Source organism: Breznakia pachnodae (genome assembly GCF_030814225.1).
GTDB classification, from domain to species: Bacteria; Bacillota_I; Bacilli_A; order Erysipelotrichales; family Erysipelotrichaceae; genus Breznakia; species Breznakia pachnodae.
In genome coordinates, this window is sequence record NZ_JAUSUR010000009.1 from 58,850 (window position 1) to 80,905 (window position 22,056).

Sequence of the window (22,056 nt, forward strand, 5' to 3'; positions counted from 1 at the left end):
CACTACAACACAAGTATTATTTTCTTTATATAGATATAGTTAGATAACTGCTTTCCTAAAGTCTATATAGCTTAAAAACACAACTTACTGTTGTGTCTTGGTTTCAGTATAAATTTGTCTTCCATTTATGCAACTAGGTTAAATTATTATTACCTAGGAAATACCGTCATAACTGCCCACATAATTGTAGCAGCTACAAAAAAGATTGTTACATATAAAGTCATCCTTTTACCATCCTCTTTATAGTCAAAATAGCTACTTGCTGCAATTAACCCACATATTATTATCCATACAAAGTTTGTATACGCCATAGGAATTATAAAAAAGTTTAAAAGAATAAGTACTCCTGTTACTACTTTAATCGTATCCTTCATACAACCACCTCTTTAGTTATATTATATAACTAAATCTTAAATTTATCTATTCAAGAATAAATTTAATTAATTTGGATACTTAATGCCTTATGAATTTTAGGATGAATCGAAGATGTAAATAAATCAATGAGTGGTCCAAATAACACCACTCCAATAATTGTTCCTACACCTAATGTTAATTCATTACCTAAAGCAAATGTAATAATTAAGACGATTGCCATACTTATCACATCAGCCAGCTGACGGATTCTTCCAAATCCAAGTTTACTATTTTTTGATAAAACCTTGCATAAACTTTCTAATGGGAATCCTACAAAGTCTAATGACATTACAAAACTAACAGCAAATGCGGCAATGATGGTTCCCATCACTACCGCGATTGTTCTCACGACAAGATTTGTTACTTCTATTTGTCCTAATACTTGGTAAAGGAAGAAGTTAAGTACGGATCCAAATATTACTGCAATTGCAATTTGCAATATATATGTAATTAATGATTTTGGTCGTACAATAATCAGTTGTGCAACTACACATGATATATTAATAATCATAGATACTGTACCAATCTTAAGACTGGTTACACCACTGATGCTTTGACTAAGTGCATCCCATGCACTAGCACCAATTGCTCCTTTGATGACAAAGGAAGTTCCCATCGCACAAACGACAACTCCAACAAATAAAAGTAAACTTTTCTTATACATAACTTATATATTCTCCTTATTGGCAAATGTAATTGGCTGATCAATTTCCAGATATGTATCCAGTTTCACCAATTTATCATTTTCTATTTTCATTACTTCAATACGATTGCTATAAGAACATGTGATAAACATATACTCTTGTTCACTGGTTAAGTCTCTTGGCATTTCCCCACAGGCTTGCGAATCAAGATATATCAGTAATCCATTCTTATCAATCTTAAATAATGCAATTTCATTCTTCACACGAATCGTTGCACATACATAAGTACCTGACTTATCAACAAATATTCCTCCACAGAAATCAACATCAATCGTTGCTCCAGGAATATCAATACGTTGTAGTTCATCAAAGTCCTCTGTATCAAATACCACTATCTGATTCGTTCTCTGCATTAATAAATATGCTCGTTTTCCATTTGGATGTAACGGCATCAGTCTTGGTGATTCATTTCCAAAACTAATTTTCTTTTCAATTTCTAATTCTTTATTGTTGTCCTGATATACATATAGCATATCATTTCCATTATCCAGTGCATAAATTCTTCCATCATTAAGTAAATTGATGTAATGAGATTTTCCACCTTCGTACTCTATTGTATCAATTTCGCTGTCTTTATGAAAGTCTATAATTGCATCTACTCCAGATGAAAAACTTGAAAAATATCCATAGTCTTTATTTTTCATTACACCATAACTATAAAAGTATTCTGTATTTAGAAAACGACTCTCATTTAATTTATCATTTTCTAACGAAAAAACTTTTATTCCGGTTTGATTACCATCTGCTACTGGTACTAATACCTGCTCCTTATTCCATAGAATAAAGTTAATTTTTCCACCTACACGAGCATCATCAATTATTTCAAATGTCTGAAGTTCAGGCTGATACCTGCAATACATAATTCCACTTTTGCTATATCCTTCTTTACCATAGTAACATATCATCATTTCAATTGATTTATCTTGATTCATACAGTTTCTCCAATCCTAATTCTATTACTTTTTTCTTCACTATATATAATAGTTTAATTCTTTAAAACAACTAGATACTTCTATTATTCTTCAAATACAGTATTAATAAATGTTCGAATTGGTGTATTGTATTTCTCGCAGGCATAGAAATCTATTCCATGAGTTCCATCTTCTACAATATCCAATGTACAAGGTACACCCTTTTCTTTTAATGCATCTGCAAATCGATAAGAATATTCAATTGGAACTGATGTATCCTTTTTACCATGCAGTAAATAAAATGGTGGTTGTGCACCATCAATCAAAGATAATACATCATATGTCTTTAATAGATTTAATAATTCATCACCTTGTTTTCCAAATGATTTCTCATCTAGAATTACATCATTTATCTTCATTACCTGATTTGTATCAATTTGATACTTATGATATGCATATAGATCAATAGGTGCATAGAAACTAATTACTCCAGCTAATTTATATACTTCAGTTGTATGATATTGAATTCCAATGCTGCTAGCGATAAAGCCACCATGCGTTTCTCCCCACAATAGAATCTTATCTTTGTCTAAATGATACTCGTCCTGACTAGCCAGAAAACTAATTGCATCTACACAATCATATACAATGCTTGGATAGACTACCTCATCATTCAAACGATAATTAATACTAGCTACCGCATATCCATCCTGCAGACAATTCAATATCCCTGTAAGATGTCGACCTTTATCACTACCTACAAATCCACCACCATGGATAAATACAACAACTGGATATTTCTCTTTCTTAATACTTGGAAGATATAAATCTAATGTATTCTTTGATGAATCAGTTTTATATGCAATGTCGTAGATACAAGTACCATCACCCAATAAATCATACTTTCCATCAACTAATTGATAATCTTTAAATTCCATAAGTTGCTCCTTACAGTTTTCCATCTAATGAAGAAATCATTTCTTCGTATAATGCAATTGTTTTATCACACCACTCATCAAATTCTGGTTCTTCTTTCTTTTGCTCAGGATGTGCATCCATAAATTCTAAATACAGTTCTAGCCCTTTTTTATAACTGATTTTACATTCAAACTCAGGATTTTTCGCTTGTACTTTTGAAATATCAAAAATGTTTGACCAACGTTTATCACCTTGTATTGAACCCATAAAATTATATGTTTTAGATAGTTTTAAAATATCAGTACCAATATAGACAGGCTTGTATTCTACATTCAACAACTCTGCAAGTGCCTGATAAATCATATCCCATGTATGAGGTTCTGGATTCATAATTTGATAGATTTCACCAATTGTTGTATCATTCGCTACCAGTTTATAAAAACCTTCGGCAAAATCATCAGCATGTGTACTAGCCCAGACTGACTGACCATCACCATGAATTATTACTTTTTTACCACGAAGCATTCTACTTACCACTGGCCAGCAACCTCCACCTTTTACACTTAGTGGAATACGATGATCCGAATATGTCTGGGTTGGTCTTACAATAGTAGCAGGAAATCCAGTCGCTTCTTTTGCATCCAAGAATACTTTTTCTGCTGCTGCCTTTGATTGACCATAGTCAGAATATTCATTACCAATTGCACAAGTCTCATCAATGTTGCAAGTAACTTCATGATTCAATACACATACTGTACTGATATAAATAAACTGTTTCGTTTTTCCTTGGAAAATCTCTACATTGTTTTTCGCATCTGCAGGACTCCATACAATAAAGTTAATTACACTATCAAAAGAATAATCTTTCATAATCTCTTTCATTGTTTCAACTTCCTGAATGTTTCCTTTGATGTGATTTACTCCCTGTGGAAGTTTACCGTTGTTTGTACCACGATTTAAAACATAAAGTTCTACATCTTTGTCATCTGCTAACTTCTTTGTGATCGGAGAAGAAATTGTCCCAGTACCACCAATGATTAATACCTTTTTCATATTTACCTACTTTCTGTCTGCTGCAAATTCAAGATTTGCACTCTTTCTACCATCATCTAAAACTTTCATTGCAATTAATGTATCGTTCAGATATGTTTCCATCCGTGCATAATCTTTTTCTTTAATGATTTCAAATAATGAACGGAATTCACTTTCCATTGCATCATCAATTTCATCCAAATCAATTCCATATTGTTTATCACCAAGTACAACATTTACATTTGCTACTTGTGCTGGCATTGATCTTACCTCAATATAACCTTTTGTCCCTTGCATTGTGACATATGCTGGACTCGCTGAATCTTTCGCTGCACAACATACTGCTTTGAATGTCCCATAATCAAGAATTAGAATTCCTGATGTATCGATTCCATTATATCCTTTATTTGGATAATACTGTACTGTTTCTGGTTTTCCAAATAAACTCACTACAAAATGAACATTATATACATTAATGTCATATAAACATCCTCCAGATAATTCAGGGTCAAATGCTGGTAATACTACATGTTCTAAATATTTATCATATCTTCTGGAGTATTGTGAGTAATTACACTGCATCATTTTTATATCACCTAATGAAGGAATGGTATTTTTTATTTCTTCAAAGTTCTTCAGCGTACGTAATCTCACTGCTCCAAACAACATACGATTTTGTTGTTTCGCTAATTCTGCTAATTCTTTTGCTTCTGCATATGTAGAAGTAAATGGTTTCTCACAAATAACATGTTTGTTTGCCAACAATGCTTTTTTCGCAAACTCGTAATGTGTACTATTAATAACTCCAATATAAATTGTGCCATAACTACTGTCTTCTAAAAACTGATCTATATTGTCATATAAGTTATCAATCTTATATTTATTCACTACCTCTTGTGCTGACTCTTTATCTACACTTCGACAATACATTGCTGTACACTTTACATCATCAATTCGCTCATAGATATCAAGTGCTACCTGAACAATTAGTCCAGATCCTATAATTCCTATATTCATGTATTTCCTCCTTAAAATCCCATATTAAAAAGAGCAGATCAGTGTTCATACTATTTATTTGTAAGAAACTGATCTGCTAATAATTCTCTAGTTGTGATTATTTACAGTTTTCTTCTACTGCTTCAATAATCTTATTTGCTGATTTAATCATTGCTGTTGAACTAACATTGAACACTTTCAATGATTCAAAACGGTCACGTTCTCTAATTGGAATATCCGTTGTCATAATTATTGCATCTGCTTCTTTGATATCATCTGCAGTAATTCTGTTTTCAATTCCAAGAGCACCTTGTGTTTCCACTTTGATTTCATGTCCTCTAGCTTTTGCTGCATTCTCAATTGACTCTGCTGCCATAAATGTATGTGCTACACCTGCAGCACAAGCCGTTACTGATAATAATTTCATTACACTAGTCCTCCTGTTGCCTCTTGTATTAATGATAGCACTTCATCTTCACTTTGAACATTAAACAACTTCTGTTTAAATTCTTCATAGATTAGCTTTCTGGCTAATTTCGATAATATTTTTAAATGTAAGTCTCCTCCAGTCTCAGGAACAGCAATTTGAAACACAATTTGTACTTCTCCATTATCATCCCATTTGATTGGATCTTTCAATCTTACAAAGGCTAGACCTGGTTCCTTTACAGTATTGGTACGTGCATGAGGAATCCCAATATGGTCTCCCATGTTTGTCGAGACTTCTGCCTCTCTATCCTTAACTGCCTGAATATATCCAGATAAATCATTCAGTTTTGCTTCATTATCAAACAGCTTAGCCACATTCTCAATTACTTCTTCTTTTGTTTTATACTCTACATCTAATTGAATTAGTTCTTTATTAATCAGCATATAATAATCCTTTCTAGAAATCCAAGTTAAATTCTTCACCTTGTTGTGTAACTTTTGCATCTTTTTCTTCCACTTCTTTTCCTTCTGTTTCAGAAGATGGTTTCTTAAAGATAATAATGAAGGCTGCTCCAACAACAATACCAATTGCCCATGCAATTAATGCCAATGGAATATTTGTCATACCTGGAAGGTTTGGTAATCCACCCCAGTTAACGATGGTTCCAGCTCCTGTAAATGAAGCAGCTACACAACCAACGATGGTTCCAATGATACATCCTGCATATGTAATCTTATCTGATAATGCCAATGGAATCGCACCTTCCGTAATTCCAAATACTCCTAAGAAACCAGCAGCTTTTCCTGCTTCTCGTTCTTCTTCACTAAATTTCTTTGGTCGAACAATTGTAGCCAAAGAACATACAAGTGGTGGAATTGCACATGTTGTAACACAAATCAGCATTAATTGCTGTGCAATCATTACTGGCATTCCTGTTGCTGGATCAATTGTACTTAACATTGCTAATGGAACTGCCCCTAATGCTTTATTTCCAAATAACCCTAAATCGATAGATCCAAAGAATCCAATTACGATAGCTAATAACGCTAAGTTTCCTGTTCCCATATTCGTAGCAAACTCTGTTAACCAATCTGTAAATGCAACAATTAAATTACCAATACCATATTGCATAAAGAATGCTCCAATACCTACAGTAATTACTGGTATTACAATAATTGACCACATTGCTTTTAAATTCTTAGGTACATTAACTTTCTTCATATATAATACAACAATACCTGCAAAGAGACCTCCAATGATCCCTCCTAGAAATCCTGCTCCACAATCTTGAGCAACTTGCCCAAGTAATAACCCTGGTGCGATTGCTGGTTTATCAGCAATCGAATTCGCAATATATGCCCCAATTACTGCTGGCATTAAATTTATCCCTACTTTTCCTAGTAAGAAAAAGAAGTAACCTGGTGTATCAGGTGTTTCCCAAGGAGCTGTTCCCCCAAACGCAACACCAATACCACAGAATATTCCCCCAACCACTACTACTGGAATTAAATACGAAACCCCAGCAAGGATATGCTTCTTAAGATTCTTGAAAACATCTATTAAATCTTTCATTTCTATTTTCTCCTTTTTTACTTAATGCATTTATTCAACCGGTTGCTTCTTGCACTTTCATTTAAGCATGGAAAAAATCTTTTGTAAACGGTTTCAGAAATGTTGTAAAATTATTCCAGAAATATATATAAAAGTCCTTTTCATCTTGGAATATTATTACAATTTTATGAAATATCACACATTGAAAATAGGAATTAATTTAACTGAATTATTGGAAATTATCAAATATATGGTTTATGAAATATATGAAAGTTGGATAGTAATAGTACTTAAAACAATACTAGCTATTATTTTATATTTAAATATTTCATTCTTTTTTAATTTAATATTTTTTTAACAGTTCACTAACATTTTTTTAATAACTTAATTGTAGTATAATCACAGTATAGAGAACTTATAGGAGAAATATAGTGGAAAAGAAATTAACTGAAATTGTTATTTTAACCGAATCGGGCGGAGATATACCAAAGGATATAGAAAAAGAATATGGCATTGTGGTATTACCAATGCATGTTATTATGAATGGAAAAGACTATGAAGATGGTTCGTTTCCAATTGAACAAATTGGAGAATATTATAAACAAACTGGAAATATACCAACAACTAGTGCAACTAACATTGGACAATATATGGAAGCCTACGATGATATACACAACAAATACCCTAATAAAATAATTCTACATTTATGTTATTCAGCAATAACAACAGCAACCTATCAAAATTCAATTGCTGCGAGTGAAAATCGTGATTATGTAATGCATATAGATACAAAAGCTGTATCAGGTGGACAAGCGTTTATTGTCTACAGAGTAGCACAGTATATTAGAGAAAATCCTGATGATTCCATAGCTAATTTGGAAAAATACATATCGGAATTAATAACTAAGGTACACATGAGTTTTATTCCAGGTAATTTAGACTTTTTAAAAGCAGGTGGACGAGTATCAAATGTAGCATATTTAGGTGCAAATATATTAGGACTAAAACCTGTCATTGATATCGTTGATGGCAAGCTTATTGGAACAAGAAAATTTCGAGGTAGAGACTTTGAAAGATTATGTAAGAAATTAGTCAAAGAGAATACTGAAAAATTCTCTCCTGATTACTCAGAACTATTTCTTATATCCAATTATGGGCTTAGCGAAGAAACATTAGATAATATTAGTACCTATAGCGAATCATTAGGTTTCAAAAATATAAGGTGGTTAAAAGCAGGAGGAGTAATTACTACTCATAGCGGTCCTGGTTGCTTTGGTGTAGTATTTTCTGAATAATCAATACACATATGAAGAGATGTAAGAAAGATCTTACATCTTTTTTATTTTGTTTGTAAATCGAGTTATTATTTTAATATTAATATCAATTATTTTTTCACTAACAAATTCCTAACATAAATGAAACAAGTAATGTATATTGTATTTGATAAAGAAAAGTAGTATTTACATTTCACTCAATCTAGTTCACAATATTATTAGAGGTGACTAACTATGAGTATCATAAAAAAATTAGAGGAACAAACAAACTTCAATTCATCAGAAATAGAACTAGCAAACTACATTTTAAAGAACAAGGAAAAGATATTAGAAATGTCTGTACAGGAGTTAGCTCAAAACACCTATACATCAACTTCTACAATTGTAAGATTATGTCGTAAGATAGGTTTAAAAGGATACAAACATTTCAAAATTAAGCTCTCTGCAGACTTACAAAAAGTATATGAAAACATTTCTGATATCGATGCAAATTTTCCATTTACAGATGATGATTCCTATATGGAAATATCTAAGAAAATCTATGAATTAACTAATGAATCCTTATATCAAACCTATCAGTTATTTTCCAGTGAACTCATTGAAGAGTCTATCCAAATGATGCAAAACGCAAACCGAATTGGTATCTTCGCTGATGGAGATACGCATATAAGAGCATTAGGGTTTCAAAACAGAATGATGAAGATTAATGCGAATATTTTACTTTCCCCTATTCCAAATGAAAGTACGCAACTTGCCTTAACTTTTGGCGAAGAGGATTGCGCGATTGTTATATCCTATAGTGGGGAGAATAAAAATACATTAAGAATGGTAGAAATCTTAAAGAATAATAATTGTAAAATGATTACCATTAGTGCTCATCCAGATTCACATATTGGAAAAATTAGTGATATTGTATTACCTCTTCCTAGAAAAGAAAGTCAGTCAATTAAGTTCTCAACCTTTGCTTCACAAGTAGCAATTGAATATGTATTAAACGTATTATATTCTTGTTGGTTTGTGGCTGATTATGATAAGAATCAAAAGACTAGAATCAAAGCGGAAACTACATTATTGGATACAAGATATTAATCAATAAATTTATTTAATTGCTAATAAGTAGAATTCTATACCAACCTATTGTTTTAACTAATAAAAATAAAATATCAAACTACAATCATTGTTTAAAACAGATGTAGTTTGATATTTTTATTTAATCATGTCTAAGATTATCAATTACTAATAACTTAAATTATTGTTTCTGATTCTTCATTCTTCTCATTATTATATATAGTCCAAAAGCAGATGATATAAATAATAATGAATATTGTATACTATTGCTTTGATCTCCCAAAGGCAAACTACTATTTGGTTTTGTACTCAAATTAACCTGTTTTTCCACTTCTGGTAGTTTTGATGGATTAGTATCAGGTACTACAGGTGTTGATGGCTCTTCAGGCGTTGGTTCTGGTTCAGGAATTGGATCTGGCTTTGGTGTTGGTTTTGGTTCTGGATCTGGTTTTGGTTCGGGTTTCGGTTCAGGATCTGGTTTTGGCTCCGGTTCAGGTTCAACAATCGGTTCCTTTTCTTTATCTGTTTTCACAGTTATTGAAAATCCAAAATCAATATAACGAAATCCATGCCATGCATTTGGTAAATCCATTCCAACATCAAGAGTATCAATTGTAATACTTTCTCCATCTTCAATCCATGTATCTTTCATAAAAGCTTGTTCAATTGCTGCATTTGAAGTGTCAGTTTTATCGATATATTTTTTCATACCAATTGCTGATGATTCATAACTTTCTGCACCAGACACACTCATTGGGTATTGAACATTATCAAATGTGATTCTCATGCAGCGATCATATAAATATTCATATCCCATTTCCAATACCTCGGGATCACTTTCTAATATAAAATATGTTGGTGCGTAAGGATAGTCTACAGATGCAAAATCACTATTTCCTTTAAATACTGTTGCCATTCCCCATGTCTGAAAATACTCTAATGATCCATCAGTTAATGCACTTGCTGGAATATAATTATCGTCAGATGATGCATTATTTCCTTTATAATTCGAAATTCTACTTTGTCCTGCAGCACCACCTACACTACCACTTTTTCCATATCCTAGAATATTTGTTTTTTCAGTTGCAGATAACTCATCAAAAGAACTCACTCCATAATAAGATTTTAAAAATTGTGCATAAGTTCTAGATGAATCAGCTTCCAAAGTGATTGTCTCACCTTTGCTATTTTTAAACATATTTTGTTCTTTAATTTTTTCCTCTAAGTTATTCATTTCAATAAGTGTAATTGTTGAAGCACTTGATTTACCATACAATGAAATAACTGCAGGATTAATACAACGTACTGGTGCAACCATACTGCGAATAGGTAAACCATCGAATCCTATTGCACCTAACGTCTTATCGTATATTTTATTATCTACTAATGCTTGAAATGGATCATCCCATGCTTGTCCCCATCCATAACCACTGCTATTTTCTAAAGTAGCACTACGCATATCAGGAATGAATGGTGTGCTTGCTTCAATTCGATTAACTGTATCAAATTCATAATCCTTATAGGTAATCTTGTATCCAGTATTATTCACAATCTTTACAGGAACATGAATTGTATAATTCATTCTAGCACTCATCATATCTGCCATATAATCAGCTAAAAGATTTCCATCGATAATTATCTCTCCATTTTCATCGATATCTTCTTCACTTAATGTATATACGAAATATCCATCCTCATCTGTTGTAATTAAATTGTCTTCATCAAGTAACCAACCGCCCGTTGTATTAGCTGATGTATTTGTTGCAAAACTAAAAAAACCTAAGCATAGTAGTAATACCATACTTAATAATATCTTTCTTTTTAACCTCATAATAACCCCTTCATTTTTAATATATCCTAATTGCCCATTCTCTAATAACTAATAAATTAGTCCAATACTATGCTATTCTTTTTTACGACTGACCTATAACAAAAGATTCCTATTTTACACTCACTCCTCTCTAATTACAGTTATGAAAATCTCTTCTATATAAATTGGTCGTAAAAACCGCTTATACAGTTCATTATTATAACATATATTTCAAATACCTTATTAGACTCTTCAACTAATAAGGTATTTGATACTAATTTCTTTGTAATGATATATGTCCCGAACCGTTTACATAATAAACTACATTTTAATGAACGATACTTCTTTTTTTTACGACTAATAATAGGACGAAGAAATAAGAAACTATTTTTCATAAAAACCGAACCCTTTATAATCTCAAGTAGTTATTAGTAGTAAGGGTAAGTAAAACTTTAGAAATAAAGGAGGGCGCAGATAAAATGGTTAAGAAAGAGGAACTTACCCAAATTGTCAAAACAGTACAAAAAGATAAAGGGCAATTTGAGTTATTATACTCACAAATTATAAACAAAGTATATTTCTGGTGTTATACCATTCTTGGTAATGATGCCGATGCAAGTGATGCTACACAAGAAGCAATGATTCGTATATATAAAAAGCTTGATAGTCTTGAAGATCCAGAAATGTTTCTCTCATGGATGTATCGATTAGTAAGGAATAACAGCCTTACTTATATACGTCTACATAAAAAAAATGACCTAGAATTTTTATATGATGACAGCTATAAAGAATCATTTGAAAATGTAGTAAAAGATAATCGAAAAGGTAATCTACCTAGTGAGGCATACAATTCCAAAGAAGTGAAACAAGTGATTGTGAATTTGATTGATCAATTACCAAGAAAACAAAAAGAAGTAATCACTCTTTATTATCTTGAAGAATATAAGATTAATGAGATTGCAGAAATTCTAGATTATAATTCGGGATCAGTAAAGTCAAGATTACATGCAGGTAGAAAAAGTCTTGAATCTCATATTAAAGAATATGAAGAACAGAATAATGTGAAACTATATAGTGCTACTGGTTTAGTAGCACTTCTTGGAATTCTTATAAATGATTATTATCAAGCAGTCATTAGTAATCAGAATTTAGCATATGATAAAGAACTATATGATGCTAAGAATATATCTAATACAGGAAGTACAAGTGGGAGTACAGCAGCAACTATAACTGGTAGCATAATTACTACTAAAACTTTAATCATTGCAATTGTAGTTATTGCATGTATAAGTATTGCAGCAATCGTGTTAAGTAATTCGTTTCAAAACACAGCAAAAACTGAGATTACTGAAATCCCATCTAATCATGCACTTCTAAACAATATTGAAATGTATGAAAAGTTAAAAGGACATCCTTATATCGAAGATATCACTTATCTTAGTTTTCCAACAAGAACATCTACTGATGTATCAATTATCTTAAAAGATAATATTGATGAAGAACAAATTCAAATTATATTCAATGATAATGAATTAATATTTGATAAAAAGGAAAAGGATATTCTCGTTCTAGTTCAAGAAAATGGAATTTACACTATTGTGATTAATGGACTTGAAACGACATTTGAAATAGAACATATTGATCAATATGCACCAGAATTAGCAATGGTAAAAAACTATGGAAATTATACTCAACTGATTGTAAAGGATGTAAATCATCAATTCGATTACGACGAATCATTCGTTGAGTGTCAAGGAAAAAGATATGAGATATCAGATGGCTTAAAGGTTTATGGTGTTTTAAAAGGACAAATTGAAATCACTTTGTTTAACAAAGAAGGTGATTTTATTATCTATGTTTATGATTTTAATTAACTGTGAGTATAAATATATAAAATTATGGAGGACAAAATGAAATTTAATAAGAAAATATTAACAAGTTTATTGGCAGTAGGAGTGTTATTTAGCATCGCATTGCCAAATGCAATAAAAGCAAATGAAGAAGGTATTACGACTTACGCATTAACAGACCCAGCTTTTCCTGATTCATCAAGACCACTAGAAGAAGCTATAATTGCAAAATATAATGGTACAGGAGGCACGATTAAAGTTGATACAAATGATGATGGTTTTATTTCGCAAGGTGAAGCAAATGCATGGGGAGGAGATAGGATTATTATTACTAATCAGTCGTTTGCAATTGGTACAACACTAAATGGAATAGAATACTTTACCAACCCAGCATTAACTTCTATAAATTTAGAAAATAATGGTTTAACTGGAAATATACCATCATCGATTGATAATATATCAGGTTTAGAAATTCTTAATCTAAGAAATAATAGTCTAACTGGAGATATTCCAACTTCCATTGGCAATTTGGAATATCTTTCGATGCTTGTATTGACTTCTAATGGATTTACTGGAAACATTCCTAATGAAATTGGAAATCTAAATAATCTAGAGACATTACGTTTAAACGGTAATCAATTAAGTGGTGAAATCCCTGCATCTATTGGAAATTTAACAAATCTTACAGAATTGGTATTAAACAATAACCAATTGAGTGGTGAAATTCCTAACACTATTGGAAAACTTATTAATCTTCAACAACTTGCTTTACAAACGAACAACTTCAATGGAGAAATTCCAGAAGAAATATATACTATTGCAAGTTTAGAGGTTGTGAAATTTCACGAAAACCAAAATTTAACAGGTAATCCAGCAGAAGGATTTACAAATCATCCAAATTTAACTGAGTTAAGTGTTCATGGAACTGGATTAACTCAAGCACCACCAAATGTCTTATATGGTGGTAACTGTAGATATGATAATTTGGCCGAAGGCTTGTTGAATGTAGATGGTTCTTTAAAAGAAGGATTAACCCAAGAAGATATTGATAGAGCGCAGGATAGTGCAAATTACTGGGATGATTCTACAAAAAGCGAATGGCAAACAAAGATTGATATAGCTCAAGAACTATTAAATCAAAGAGATGCTGAAAACGCAGTTAATGATTTATTTAATCCTGATGAGACAATCAAAGATTCAGTATCACAAAAAGATATTGATAATGCTCAAGATTTAATAGATAAAGTGACAGATGTAGATAAAAAACAAGAATTACAAGATAATCTTGATGATGCACAAAAACAATTAGATGAAAAAACATTTACTGTTTTAGAAGGATTTCAAACATTTACTGGTACAGGAACCGTAAGCACAACAATTGATGCACCAGTAGAGAAATTCTCTAAAGTGTATGTAGATGGTAAGTTATTACCTTCAAGCAACTATGTAGTAACAAGTGGAAGTACAGTAATTACATTAAATGAATCCTATTTAAAGATTTTAGAAAACGGAACTTATGATGTTGAAGTAGAATTTGCAAGTGGAGCGAAAGTGAGTGTACCATTGACAGTAGATGTGAAAACAATAACTGATCCTATTAACCCTGTTGATCCAGTAGACCCTATTGATCCTACTGATCCAGTAAAGCCAACCGATCCTACAACACCTACTAACCCTATCGTAACAAAACCTTCTGTTGATGGTAAACCATCAGTAGCTGGTGGAACTACTGTAAGTGGAAACAACTCAGTTAATACAGGTGACGAAACAAATACAATGATGTTATATGCTATGTTAGCTACGTCATTACTTGGATTAATTGTAGTCATTAAAAGAAGAAAAGAAATAGCATAACTACATAATATTTAAATAATTACAAAAAGAAGTAGTAACGATTAAAACACGTCACTACTTCTTTTTTTGATTAATCTACTAAACCATAGAAAGTTATTAATTCAACATCGTTATCTTCCACCCATTTTTTAATATCTGGTGACATGTAGAACTCAGCATCTCGCATTCGTTCAATTGATAATGTTGTATTATCCACCAACTGAGCATCCACATAACCTGGATGACAGATAATATGTACATACTCTTCACTGAGCATTTCTTTACTATGTTTAAACACTTCTGGAATCATGTTTTTCTCTAATTGCCATTTCACATCGAACTCTTTCTTTTCACTATAACTGATACCAACAAAGTCATACAACTCTTTTATTTTATACTTTTTAACTATTTGCTCATATCTTGGAATATTAGTTTCTTGATGAATTTCTTCAATCGCTTGATCATAGGTTTCAGGTATAATAGAATGCATATTCAGATAACCTGGTTCTTTTCCAACTAGTTTAAGAAACTTGTTGTACTGTGCTCTTATTTCTATACGCACTTCATCATAAGGAAACAACTCTTTTCTTCCTTCTTCTGTATTGTACTGTTCTTGATTTACATAGTAAGTAGATTTATGAAAATCCCCATTCTCATCAACTAGATGTGGAATATCTTTTGGATTTGACACTGGTTTTCCAGCTACAAGATTAAAATCAATTCCTAAACAAACGTGTGGTCGTTCCTTAATTAAATCAATTGCCATTTCAGCCCATTCACTATTAATAAAGATACCAGTGTTTCTTAATATACCATAATCAATCGCATCAATAATCCCAAACGTCACTGCTCTTGTGAAAGCAAAGTCATCTCCTATACATAATAATTTCATAGTTATCTTTCCTTCCTATGCTTCAACTGCATTTGTACTAATCATATCTGAGTCTTCTTCAATCACTGTTTCTTCTTCATGATCTAATCCTAGTACTAATCCAAGAATAAATGAAATTCCAAATGAGATTGCGCAAGCAATAATACCATGAATAAAGTTCATATTACTTCCACCACCATATGCAAAGATTGCTGGGAAACCTGCTGCTGCAAATGTATACATATGAACATCCATTAATCCAATATAGAATCCACCAATAAACCCACTAATCAAAGTAATTGCAATTGTTTTCTTGCTTTTTAATACAATTCCATAAATGGTTGGTTCACTTATTCCACCGATACCTTCTGTGATAATACAGTTTACTGCATATGCCTTATTTTCTGCTCTTCTTGATTTAATCAAGGATGCAAAACATAATCCTAATAACTGGTAATCCATAATATAAGATGCAGCCCAGATACAGTTATCAAATCCTTTAGCAGCAAAATCAACAAACGCAACTGAGTTTAATGCATGGTGCATTCCTGTAACAATTAAGAATGGGAATAAAGCTCCAACTAAACCTGTAGCAAATGGTCCAAAGATATCTTTCAACCAGATAATTATATTACTGATACCATTACCTAGGATTGTTCCTACTGGCCCTAATACACAGAATGCTAATGGTAACATAATTAGTAATGTACCAAGTGGTAATAGGATTGATCTTACACTTTTTGGAATAAAACGTTTTAGATACATTTCAACATATGACATAATCCAAGTAATTAAAATAATTGGTAAGAACGATGATGCATAATCCGTTAGAATCATTGGGATTCCATATACACTAAATGCTTCACCTTCCGCTACAATACTCACAAAATCAGGATATAACATGATTCCTGCAAATAGCATTGCAACAACAGTATTTGTCTTAAATCTTTTTGAACTTGCATATGCTGCATACATTGGTAAAAAATAGAAACATGAATTTCCTACGATTGCCATCATTCTCATGAAATCAGAATCATCAGGTAAAATCCCTAACATACTTGAACCTAATAAAGCAACTAATAGTTTTGTTAGACCACCTAATGTGAATACTGGAAAGATTGGAATTGCACAATCCGTTACTGTCTTAATTAGCAGATTCACTGTTCCTTTTACACTGAATTTTCCTTTTTCTTTTGGTCCATCTAAATCCTCATCTATTGCTTCATGGATTTCAATACCTGCTTGTTTACATACTTCAAAATAAACATCTTCTACATCATTTCCTATAATAAGTTGTAACTGATCACCTGTTATTTTAGTTGATATGACTCCACTAATTTTATTAATTACAGCAGTATCTGCTTTACTTAAATCTTTTAAATGAAAACGTAATCTAGTTGCACAATGATAACACAATTGGATATTGTCTTTTCCACCAACTGCCTCAATAATTTGTCGTGACATTTCTTCATAATTTTTCTTAGACATTTTCTAGTCCTCCTTATTGTGAATACTATATTTTAAACAGTAACTGCGCGCTTTCATCACTGATCAAAACAAAATAAAACCTCAAAAGAATATCATAAAACATGATTTACTCTTTTGAGGTGATGCCCATCTGGTAACATTCCTCACGGTTTGTTAATCTGCTAATATGAATCATTAGATATAATAATTCATTGTGGTTTAAACTAAAATTCTTTTTATCTTTAAAGTACTCTGCAATCTTTAAACTACATGCAGTTACTTCAGGATTCTGCTTAGAGATACTCTCATACATTTTAAAGTCATCTTCACTGTCTTCAGATCCTTCTTCTACTCGTTTAATTAAATATTGAATATGACTTACATAACGAGCATATGAAGTTGTCTTTTTATCAATACTAATATTTAATTCCTTTTCTATAATATTTAGAATATCTTCTTGGATTCGATCAAAATCTTTAAATGGTTTATTTGAATCTAAATCCATTTCAGAGTTAAGAATATTCATTGCTATACCAACCACTTCATCTTCTGATAAATATACATTATACTTTTTAGATATTAATTGAATTGCCTTTTGAGCAATCTTAAATTCTTTTGGATGCATATTTTCAAAATCATTATAAAGTGGCATTTTCACATTCATATTCTTTTTATTTCTTTCGATACAGAAATCAATATGATCAGCTAATGTAAAGATTAGATTAGGATTGATTTGTCCCTGCAAATTAATCCTACACCAATCCATAATTGTCATTGCTAGTTCAAGTGATTGTTCACTCAACTCATTGATCATACTTAAATATCGTTTTTCTATTCCATAATAACTCTTTTCTATTTTACTTAAATCAGTTAATTCATAAGGTATGTCATGAAATCCTAGACCTTTACCAAATGCTACTATTTCTTTTTGATTGTCATCTACACAGAGTACTACATTATTGTTAAATCTTCTTATTACTTTCACTACGTACTCTTCTTTAATTCCATAATCTTAGACTGTAAGTTTACTTCATCCACAGTATCCACAAAATCAATGGTATATTCATTTCCATTTGTGATTACCATGGGTGTTGTTAAATCAATGTTGTTCTCTATCATAAACTGTTTATCAAAAGAAATTAGTTTGTCACCTTTTTTTACCCTATCTCCCTTTTTCACATATGAAGTGAACCCTTTACCATTTAAATCTACTGTATTTAATCCAATATGAATTAATACTTCCACTCCTTCTCTGGACTGTAATCCAATTGCATGTTTCGTTGGTGTTGTCATTATGATGACACCATCACATGGTGCATAGATTCCATTGTCTTCATTAATAAAACCAACACCATCACCCATCAGTTTTTGAGCAAAAACTTCATCTGGAACATTTTCAATACTTATTAGTTTTCCTTTTTTCACTGGAGAATAAATTTCATCTGAACTATCTTTTTTAAAAAATTTAAACATATTTTCACTCCTTCAATATATAAAAACTCTCCGATAAACATACGAAACACATCGAAAGATGTATTGGGTGATGCCTCAGAGAGTAACATTCCTATTAACTAATTTCATTATTACACAATGTACTTTTGAAAGTCAAGAGATTTCAAAAATTGTTGATAGTTACAAAAGAATATCTATATGTAAAAGATATTCTTTTACATATTATTACAATTTATTTTCAGCTATATCCTTTACTGCTATTGAAATACGTTTTAATCCCTCAGAAAGTATTTCTCTTGATGTTGCTAAACACAGTCTTACATAACCTTCAGACTCTGTTCCAAAAAACTTAGAAGATCCAGGTATTAAAGAAACATGATATTTTTCTTCTAGTAAGTTTACAAACTCACTACTATTCATTCCAGTTTCTTTAATATCTATATATAGCAAATAAGTTGCTTCAGGAATGTTGGATTTTACTAATGGTAATTGATTAATCACTGAAACTGCATAATCTCTATTTTCTTTCATTTTTTCAACAAACTTCCGTTTCCAATAGTCTGCTTTTTCTAGACAAGCAATCCCAGCTACTTGAGATAAAGAACTAATACCACCCGCAGTAGAATCTACATCTGATGCCTTTACTACTTTATCAAAAAGTTCTTGATTATCACAATACATATAGGCAATTCTTAAACCTGCAAGTCCATAAGCTTTTGAAAAACCATAGATATTTATTACTTTACTTAAATCGTAACCTTTCATATTCATAATACTTACAAAATCATTTTCATATACTATATCAGACCAGATTTCATCATTCATAACCCAAAGATTATATTTATTAGCAATCTTCAGAATCTCCTCTAATTCCTCTTTATGATACAGTTTCCCTAGTGGATTATGCGGATTACACAAACAAATCATTTTTGTTTTCTCACTAATATAATCCTCAAGTTTACTTACGTCAATTCTCTCATCAATTATTTTAGCTGGATAAGAAACTGCAGTTGCTCCTGCTGCCAGAACTGATTCCTTAAACAAGAAATCTACTGGATTAAATACAATTGCCTCGTCTTCTTTACATAGAACTGCTGCTGATGCAATATACATGGCCCTTGCTGCACTGTCAATTGGTAGAATATAATCATTGTTGATTTCAATACCCTTTTTTCTTAAATTATTTGCAATTGACTCTTTAAACTCTGGTAATCCTCGCTTTGGAGTATAGCTGAAATATCCTTCCTCAATATACTCCATAAGCGCAGACTTAATCTCTTCTGCAACTGGAAAGTCGATATCTGCTGCAGTAAGTGGAATTATTCCTTCTTCTACTTCTGCCCATCGATAGTTAAATGCTTTCTTTTTTAATATAGATAAGTCAACACTATCATCACTAAACAATGCAGATCGCTTCTTTGTAACTGCTTTTATAGCAACCTCACATACTCTTTCTTTTGGTAATGATTTAACTACGACTAGTTTTCTTAATGAATTTGTATTCATATACTTTTGATATAGTAGATTGAAAGTATCCATATCACTTTCTTTCGTTAAATAACATTCAGTATAATAAATACAATTAAGATCCAAACTATTTAATTTTAATATTTCAATAATTTGGTGGAAAATATCATTTGCTTCTTCCTCAATGCTACCAGCTTTTTCAGAAATGATACCAGATGTAATTAACTCATCATTCTTTATCATATACTTAGAATATAGTGGTCCTTTATCTGAAAATTGAAACATTAGTTTTGCTCCTTAATAAAATCTTTAAACCAATAGAAAGAATCCTTTCTAATTCGTTTTAAACTACCATTTCCATCATCATCTTTATCAACGTATATAAATCCATAACGTTTTCTCATTTCACCTGTTGATGCACTAATAATATCCATTGCAGACCAAGGTAAGAATCCCATTACTTCCACGCCATCAATTTCCATGGCTTTTTGCATTTCCTCAATATGATTTTTTAGGTAGTTAATTCGATAATCATCGTGAATTTTTCCATCTTCACTTACTTCATCAATTGCTCCTAGCCCACATTCTACAATAAATAATGGCTTCTGATATCGCTCATAAAGTTTATTTAAAACAATACGTAATCCTACAGGATCAACAGTCCAACCCCATTGAGAACTTTCTAAATAAGGATTATTTACTCCTTTTAAGATTTTCGCTGCATCTTTCTTCTTTTCCACATCCTTACTTGCACTTAATGTTTCACTCATATAATAACTAAATCCTAAATAATCAACTACTCCATCTTTTAAAATTTGCATCTCTTCTTCTGTAGTATTTAATTGAATATTTTTACGTTCCCAATACTTTTGAATATACGTTGGATAATATCCTCTTGCTTGTACATCTGTACAAAAGAATAGATTTCTATAACTTGGAAATGTCTCAATTGTATCTAAAGGATTACATGAATTAGGATAAACTAATATAAACCCTGTCATACTACCTATTTGAAAATTCTTATTAATTCGATGTCCAGTAATCACTGCTTGTGCACTAGCCACAAACTGATTATGCATCGTTTGATATATTTCACCTTCATCTGCATCTTCCTCATCAAGGATTAATCCCCCTGATAAGTATGGTAGTAATTGATACTCATACTTTAGCATATTATTAATTTCATTAAATGTTAACCAATAGGTTACTTTATTTTTATATCGCTCATATACTGTTTCACAATAATGTGAAAAGAAATCAATTACTTTCTTGTTTTTCCACCCTCCATACGCAGTAGCAAGGTGAAGTGGCATATCATTATGTAGTAAAGTTACAACTGGTTCAATATCATACTTTTTTAACTCATCAATTAAATCATCATAGAACTGAAGTCCTTTTTCATTTGGTTGTTCTTCATCTCCCTTTGGAAAAATTCTTGTCCATGCAAGTGAGATTCTCAAACTATTCATTCCCATCTCTGCAAATAACTTAATATCCTCTTTGTATGTATGGTAGAAATCCACCGCTTCATGGCTTGGATAATACACATCACTCTGCATATCTAAATGGATTTCTCTATTTTGGTTATGTTTTGATGAAGTAAGAATATCTGATACACTTACTCCTTTTCCATCTACATCCCACGCTCCTTCACACTGATGTGCTGCCAATGCAGCTCCCCACATAAATTTCATCTACTTCTCCTCCTTTAGTATAATTTTTGTTAATCTAAGCGAAATATCATATAACATTTTTATTGTCATTAAAGTATCCATTGCATGTACAAATAGTACATTTAATTCTACTTCTTCTTCAAAGTCTAAACTCATCATCTTTGTTTGCGAACGATGAGCTTCCACTAATTTCTCATCAGCTTTTAGAAAACTATTTTTTGAACTTTCTATATTACCATTTTCAGCAAAATCCAGTCCCTCATTAATGAGTTGCCTAGCATCTCCAGCATTTAAAATAATACTCATTGCTATATTATTCAGATCTTCTTTCATAT

Annotated in this window: 21 protein-coding genes; 4 read left to right on the plus strand and 17 right to left on the minus strand. The window is 31.4% G+C overall.

Annotated elements, in window-relative coordinates; genetic code table 11:
- Window positions 1-149 precede the first annotated feature (149 nt).
- The 9 genes from J2S15_RS18900 to J2S15_RS18940 form a co-directional block, all read right to left on the minus strand.
- Entirely contained in the window at window positions 150-374 is a 225-nt protein-coding gene (locus J2S15_RS18900; RefSeq protein WP_307411564.1) for a hypothetical protein, read from the minus strand.
- A 62-nt stretch (window positions 375-436) separates the two neighbouring features.
- Window positions 437-1,078 (minus strand): YczE/YyaS/YitT family protein, encoded by a 642-nt coding sequence (locus J2S15_RS18905; RefSeq protein WP_307411565.1) that lies wholly within the window; start codon window positions 1,076-1,078, stop codon window positions 437-439.
- A gap of 3 nt (window positions 1,079-1,081) precedes the next feature.
- The gene (locus J2S15_RS18910) at window positions 1,082-2,050 is read right to left on the minus strand and encodes a lactonase family protein (protein ID WP_307411567.1); all 969 of its coding nucleotides are present in this window, start codon (window positions 2,048-2,050) and stop codon (window positions 1,082-1,084) included.
- Window positions 2,051-2,133: 83 nt separating this feature from the next.
- Window positions 2,134-2,967 carry an alpha/beta hydrolase gene (locus J2S15_RS18915; protein ID WP_307411568.1) on the minus strand — a complete coding sequence of 278 codons (834 nt, stop codon included), beginning with the start codon at window positions 2,965-2,967 and terminating at the stop codon, window positions 2,134-2,136.
- A gap of 10 nt (window positions 2,968-2,977) precedes the next feature.
- Complete coding sequence (locus J2S15_RS18920) at window positions 2,978-4,000, minus strand: NAD-dependent epimerase/dehydratase family protein (protein ID WP_307411569.1); 1,023 nt, start codon at window positions 3,998-4,000, stop codon at window positions 2,978-2,980.
- Window positions 4,001-4,006: 6 nt separating this feature from the next.
- On the minus strand, window positions 4,007-4,996 hold the full coding sequence (locus tag J2S15_RS18925; RefSeq protein ID WP_307411570.1) for a Gfo/Idh/MocA family protein: 990 nt from the start codon (window positions 4,994-4,996) through the stop codon (window positions 4,007-4,009).
- A 97-nt stretch (window positions 4,997-5,093) separates the two neighbouring features.
- Window positions 5,094-5,402 carry a PTS fructose transporter subunit IIB gene (locus J2S15_RS18930; RefSeq protein WP_307411571.1) on the minus strand — a complete coding sequence of 103 codons (309 nt, stop codon included), beginning with the start codon at window positions 5,400-5,402 and terminating at the stop codon, window positions 5,094-5,096.
- On the minus strand, window positions 5,402-5,908 hold the full coding sequence (locus J2S15_RS18935) for a PTS sugar transporter subunit IIA (RefSeq protein WP_307411572.1): 507 nt from the start codon (window positions 5,906-5,908) through the stop codon (window positions 5,402-5,404). The genes J2S15_RS18930 and J2S15_RS18935 overlap by 1 nt, the downstream gene beginning before the upstream one ends.
- Window positions 5,862-6,977, minus strand: a complete 1,116-nt coding sequence (locus J2S15_RS18940; RefSeq protein WP_307411573.1) for a fructose-specific PTS transporter subunit EIIC — start codon at window positions 6,975-6,977, stop codon at window positions 5,862-5,864. The genes J2S15_RS18935 and J2S15_RS18940 overlap by 47 nt, the downstream gene beginning before the upstream one ends.
- 410 nt (window positions 6,978-7,387) lie before the next feature.
- Between J2S15_RS18940 and J2S15_RS18945 the strand changes: the two genes are divergently transcribed.
- Both J2S15_RS18945 and J2S15_RS18950 read left to right on the plus strand, forming a co-directional pair.
- Complete coding sequence (locus J2S15_RS18945) at window positions 7,388-8,251, plus strand: DegV family protein (RefSeq protein WP_307411578.1); 864 nt, start codon at window positions 7,388-7,390, stop codon at window positions 8,249-8,251.
- 213 nt (window positions 8,252-8,464) lie between these two features.
- On the plus strand, window positions 8,465-9,319 hold the full coding sequence (locus J2S15_RS18950) for a MurR/RpiR family transcriptional regulator (RefSeq protein WP_307411579.1): 855 nt from the start codon (window positions 8,465-8,467) through the stop codon (window positions 9,317-9,319).
- A 160-nt stretch (window positions 9,320-9,479) separates the two neighbouring features.
- Here the strand turns inward: J2S15_RS18950 and J2S15_RS18955 are convergent, their stop codons facing one another.
- Window positions 9,480-11,129: a hypothetical protein gene (locus J2S15_RS18955; RefSeq protein WP_307411580.1), complete on the minus strand. Its 1,650-nt coding sequence runs from the start codon at window positions 11,127-11,129 to the stop codon at window positions 9,480-9,482.
- A gap of 458 nt (window positions 11,130-11,587) precedes the next feature.
- On the opposite strand from J2S15_RS18955, the gene J2S15_RS18960 reads away from it, so the two are divergent.
- Window positions 11,588-12,982: an RNA polymerase sigma factor gene (locus J2S15_RS18960; protein ID WP_307411582.1), complete on the plus strand. Its 1,395-nt coding sequence runs from the start codon at window positions 11,588-11,590 to the stop codon at window positions 12,980-12,982.
- Between the two features lie 36 nt (window positions 12,983-13,018).
- Window positions 13,019-14,812: a leucine-rich repeat domain-containing protein gene (locus J2S15_RS18965; protein WP_307411588.1), complete on the plus strand. Its 1,794-nt coding sequence runs from the start codon at window positions 13,019-13,021 to the stop codon at window positions 14,810-14,812.
- Between the two features lie 70 nt (window positions 14,813-14,882).
- Here J2S15_RS18965 and J2S15_RS18970 read toward each other — a convergent pair whose 3' ends face one another.
- The 7 genes from J2S15_RS18970 to J2S15_RS19000 all read right to left on the minus strand — a co-directional run bounded on the left by J2S15_RS18970 (window position 14,883) and on the right by J2S15_RS19000 (window position 22,054).
- Entirely contained in the window at window positions 14,883-15,683 is an 801-nt protein-coding gene (locus J2S15_RS18970) for a ChbG/HpnK family deacetylase (RefSeq protein WP_307411591.1), read from the minus strand.
- Window positions 15,684-15,698: 15 nt separating this feature from the next.
- Window positions 15,699-17,150, minus strand: coding sequence for a PTS transporter subunit EIIC (locus tag J2S15_RS18975; RefSeq protein WP_307411594.1), 1,452 nt, complete (start codon window positions 17,148-17,150; stop codon window positions 15,699-15,701).
- Window positions 17,151-17,256: 106 nt separating this feature from the next.
- A complete protein-coding gene (locus tag J2S15_RS18980) occupies window positions 17,257-18,114 on the minus strand; it encodes a PRD domain-containing protein (RefSeq protein WP_307411597.1) in 858 nt (285 codons plus the stop codon).
- The gene (locus tag J2S15_RS18985) at window positions 18,114-18,602 is read right to left on the minus strand and encodes a PTS sugar transporter subunit IIA (RefSeq protein WP_307411600.1); all 489 of its coding nucleotides are present in this window, start codon (window positions 18,600-18,602) and stop codon (window positions 18,114-18,116) included. Before J2S15_RS18985 ends, J2S15_RS18980 begins: the two co-directional genes overlap by 1 nt.
- 204 nt (window positions 18,603-18,806) lie before the next feature.
- Window positions 18,807-20,333, minus strand: a complete 1,527-nt coding sequence (locus tag J2S15_RS18990) for an aminotransferase class I/II-fold pyridoxal phosphate-dependent enzyme (protein ID WP_307411603.1) — start codon at window positions 20,331-20,333, stop codon at window positions 18,807-18,809.
- Complete coding sequence (locus J2S15_RS18995) at window positions 20,333-21,742, minus strand: 6-phospho-beta-glucosidase (protein WP_307411606.1); 1,410 nt, start codon at window positions 21,740-21,742, stop codon at window positions 20,333-20,335. The genes J2S15_RS18990 and J2S15_RS18995 overlap by 1 nt, the downstream gene beginning before the upstream one ends.
- Window positions 21,743-22,054, minus strand: a complete 312-nt coding sequence (locus J2S15_RS19000) for a PTS sugar transporter subunit IIA (protein ID WP_307411609.1) — start codon at window positions 22,052-22,054, stop codon at window positions 21,743-21,745.
- Window positions 22,055-22,056 lie beyond the last annotated feature (2 nt).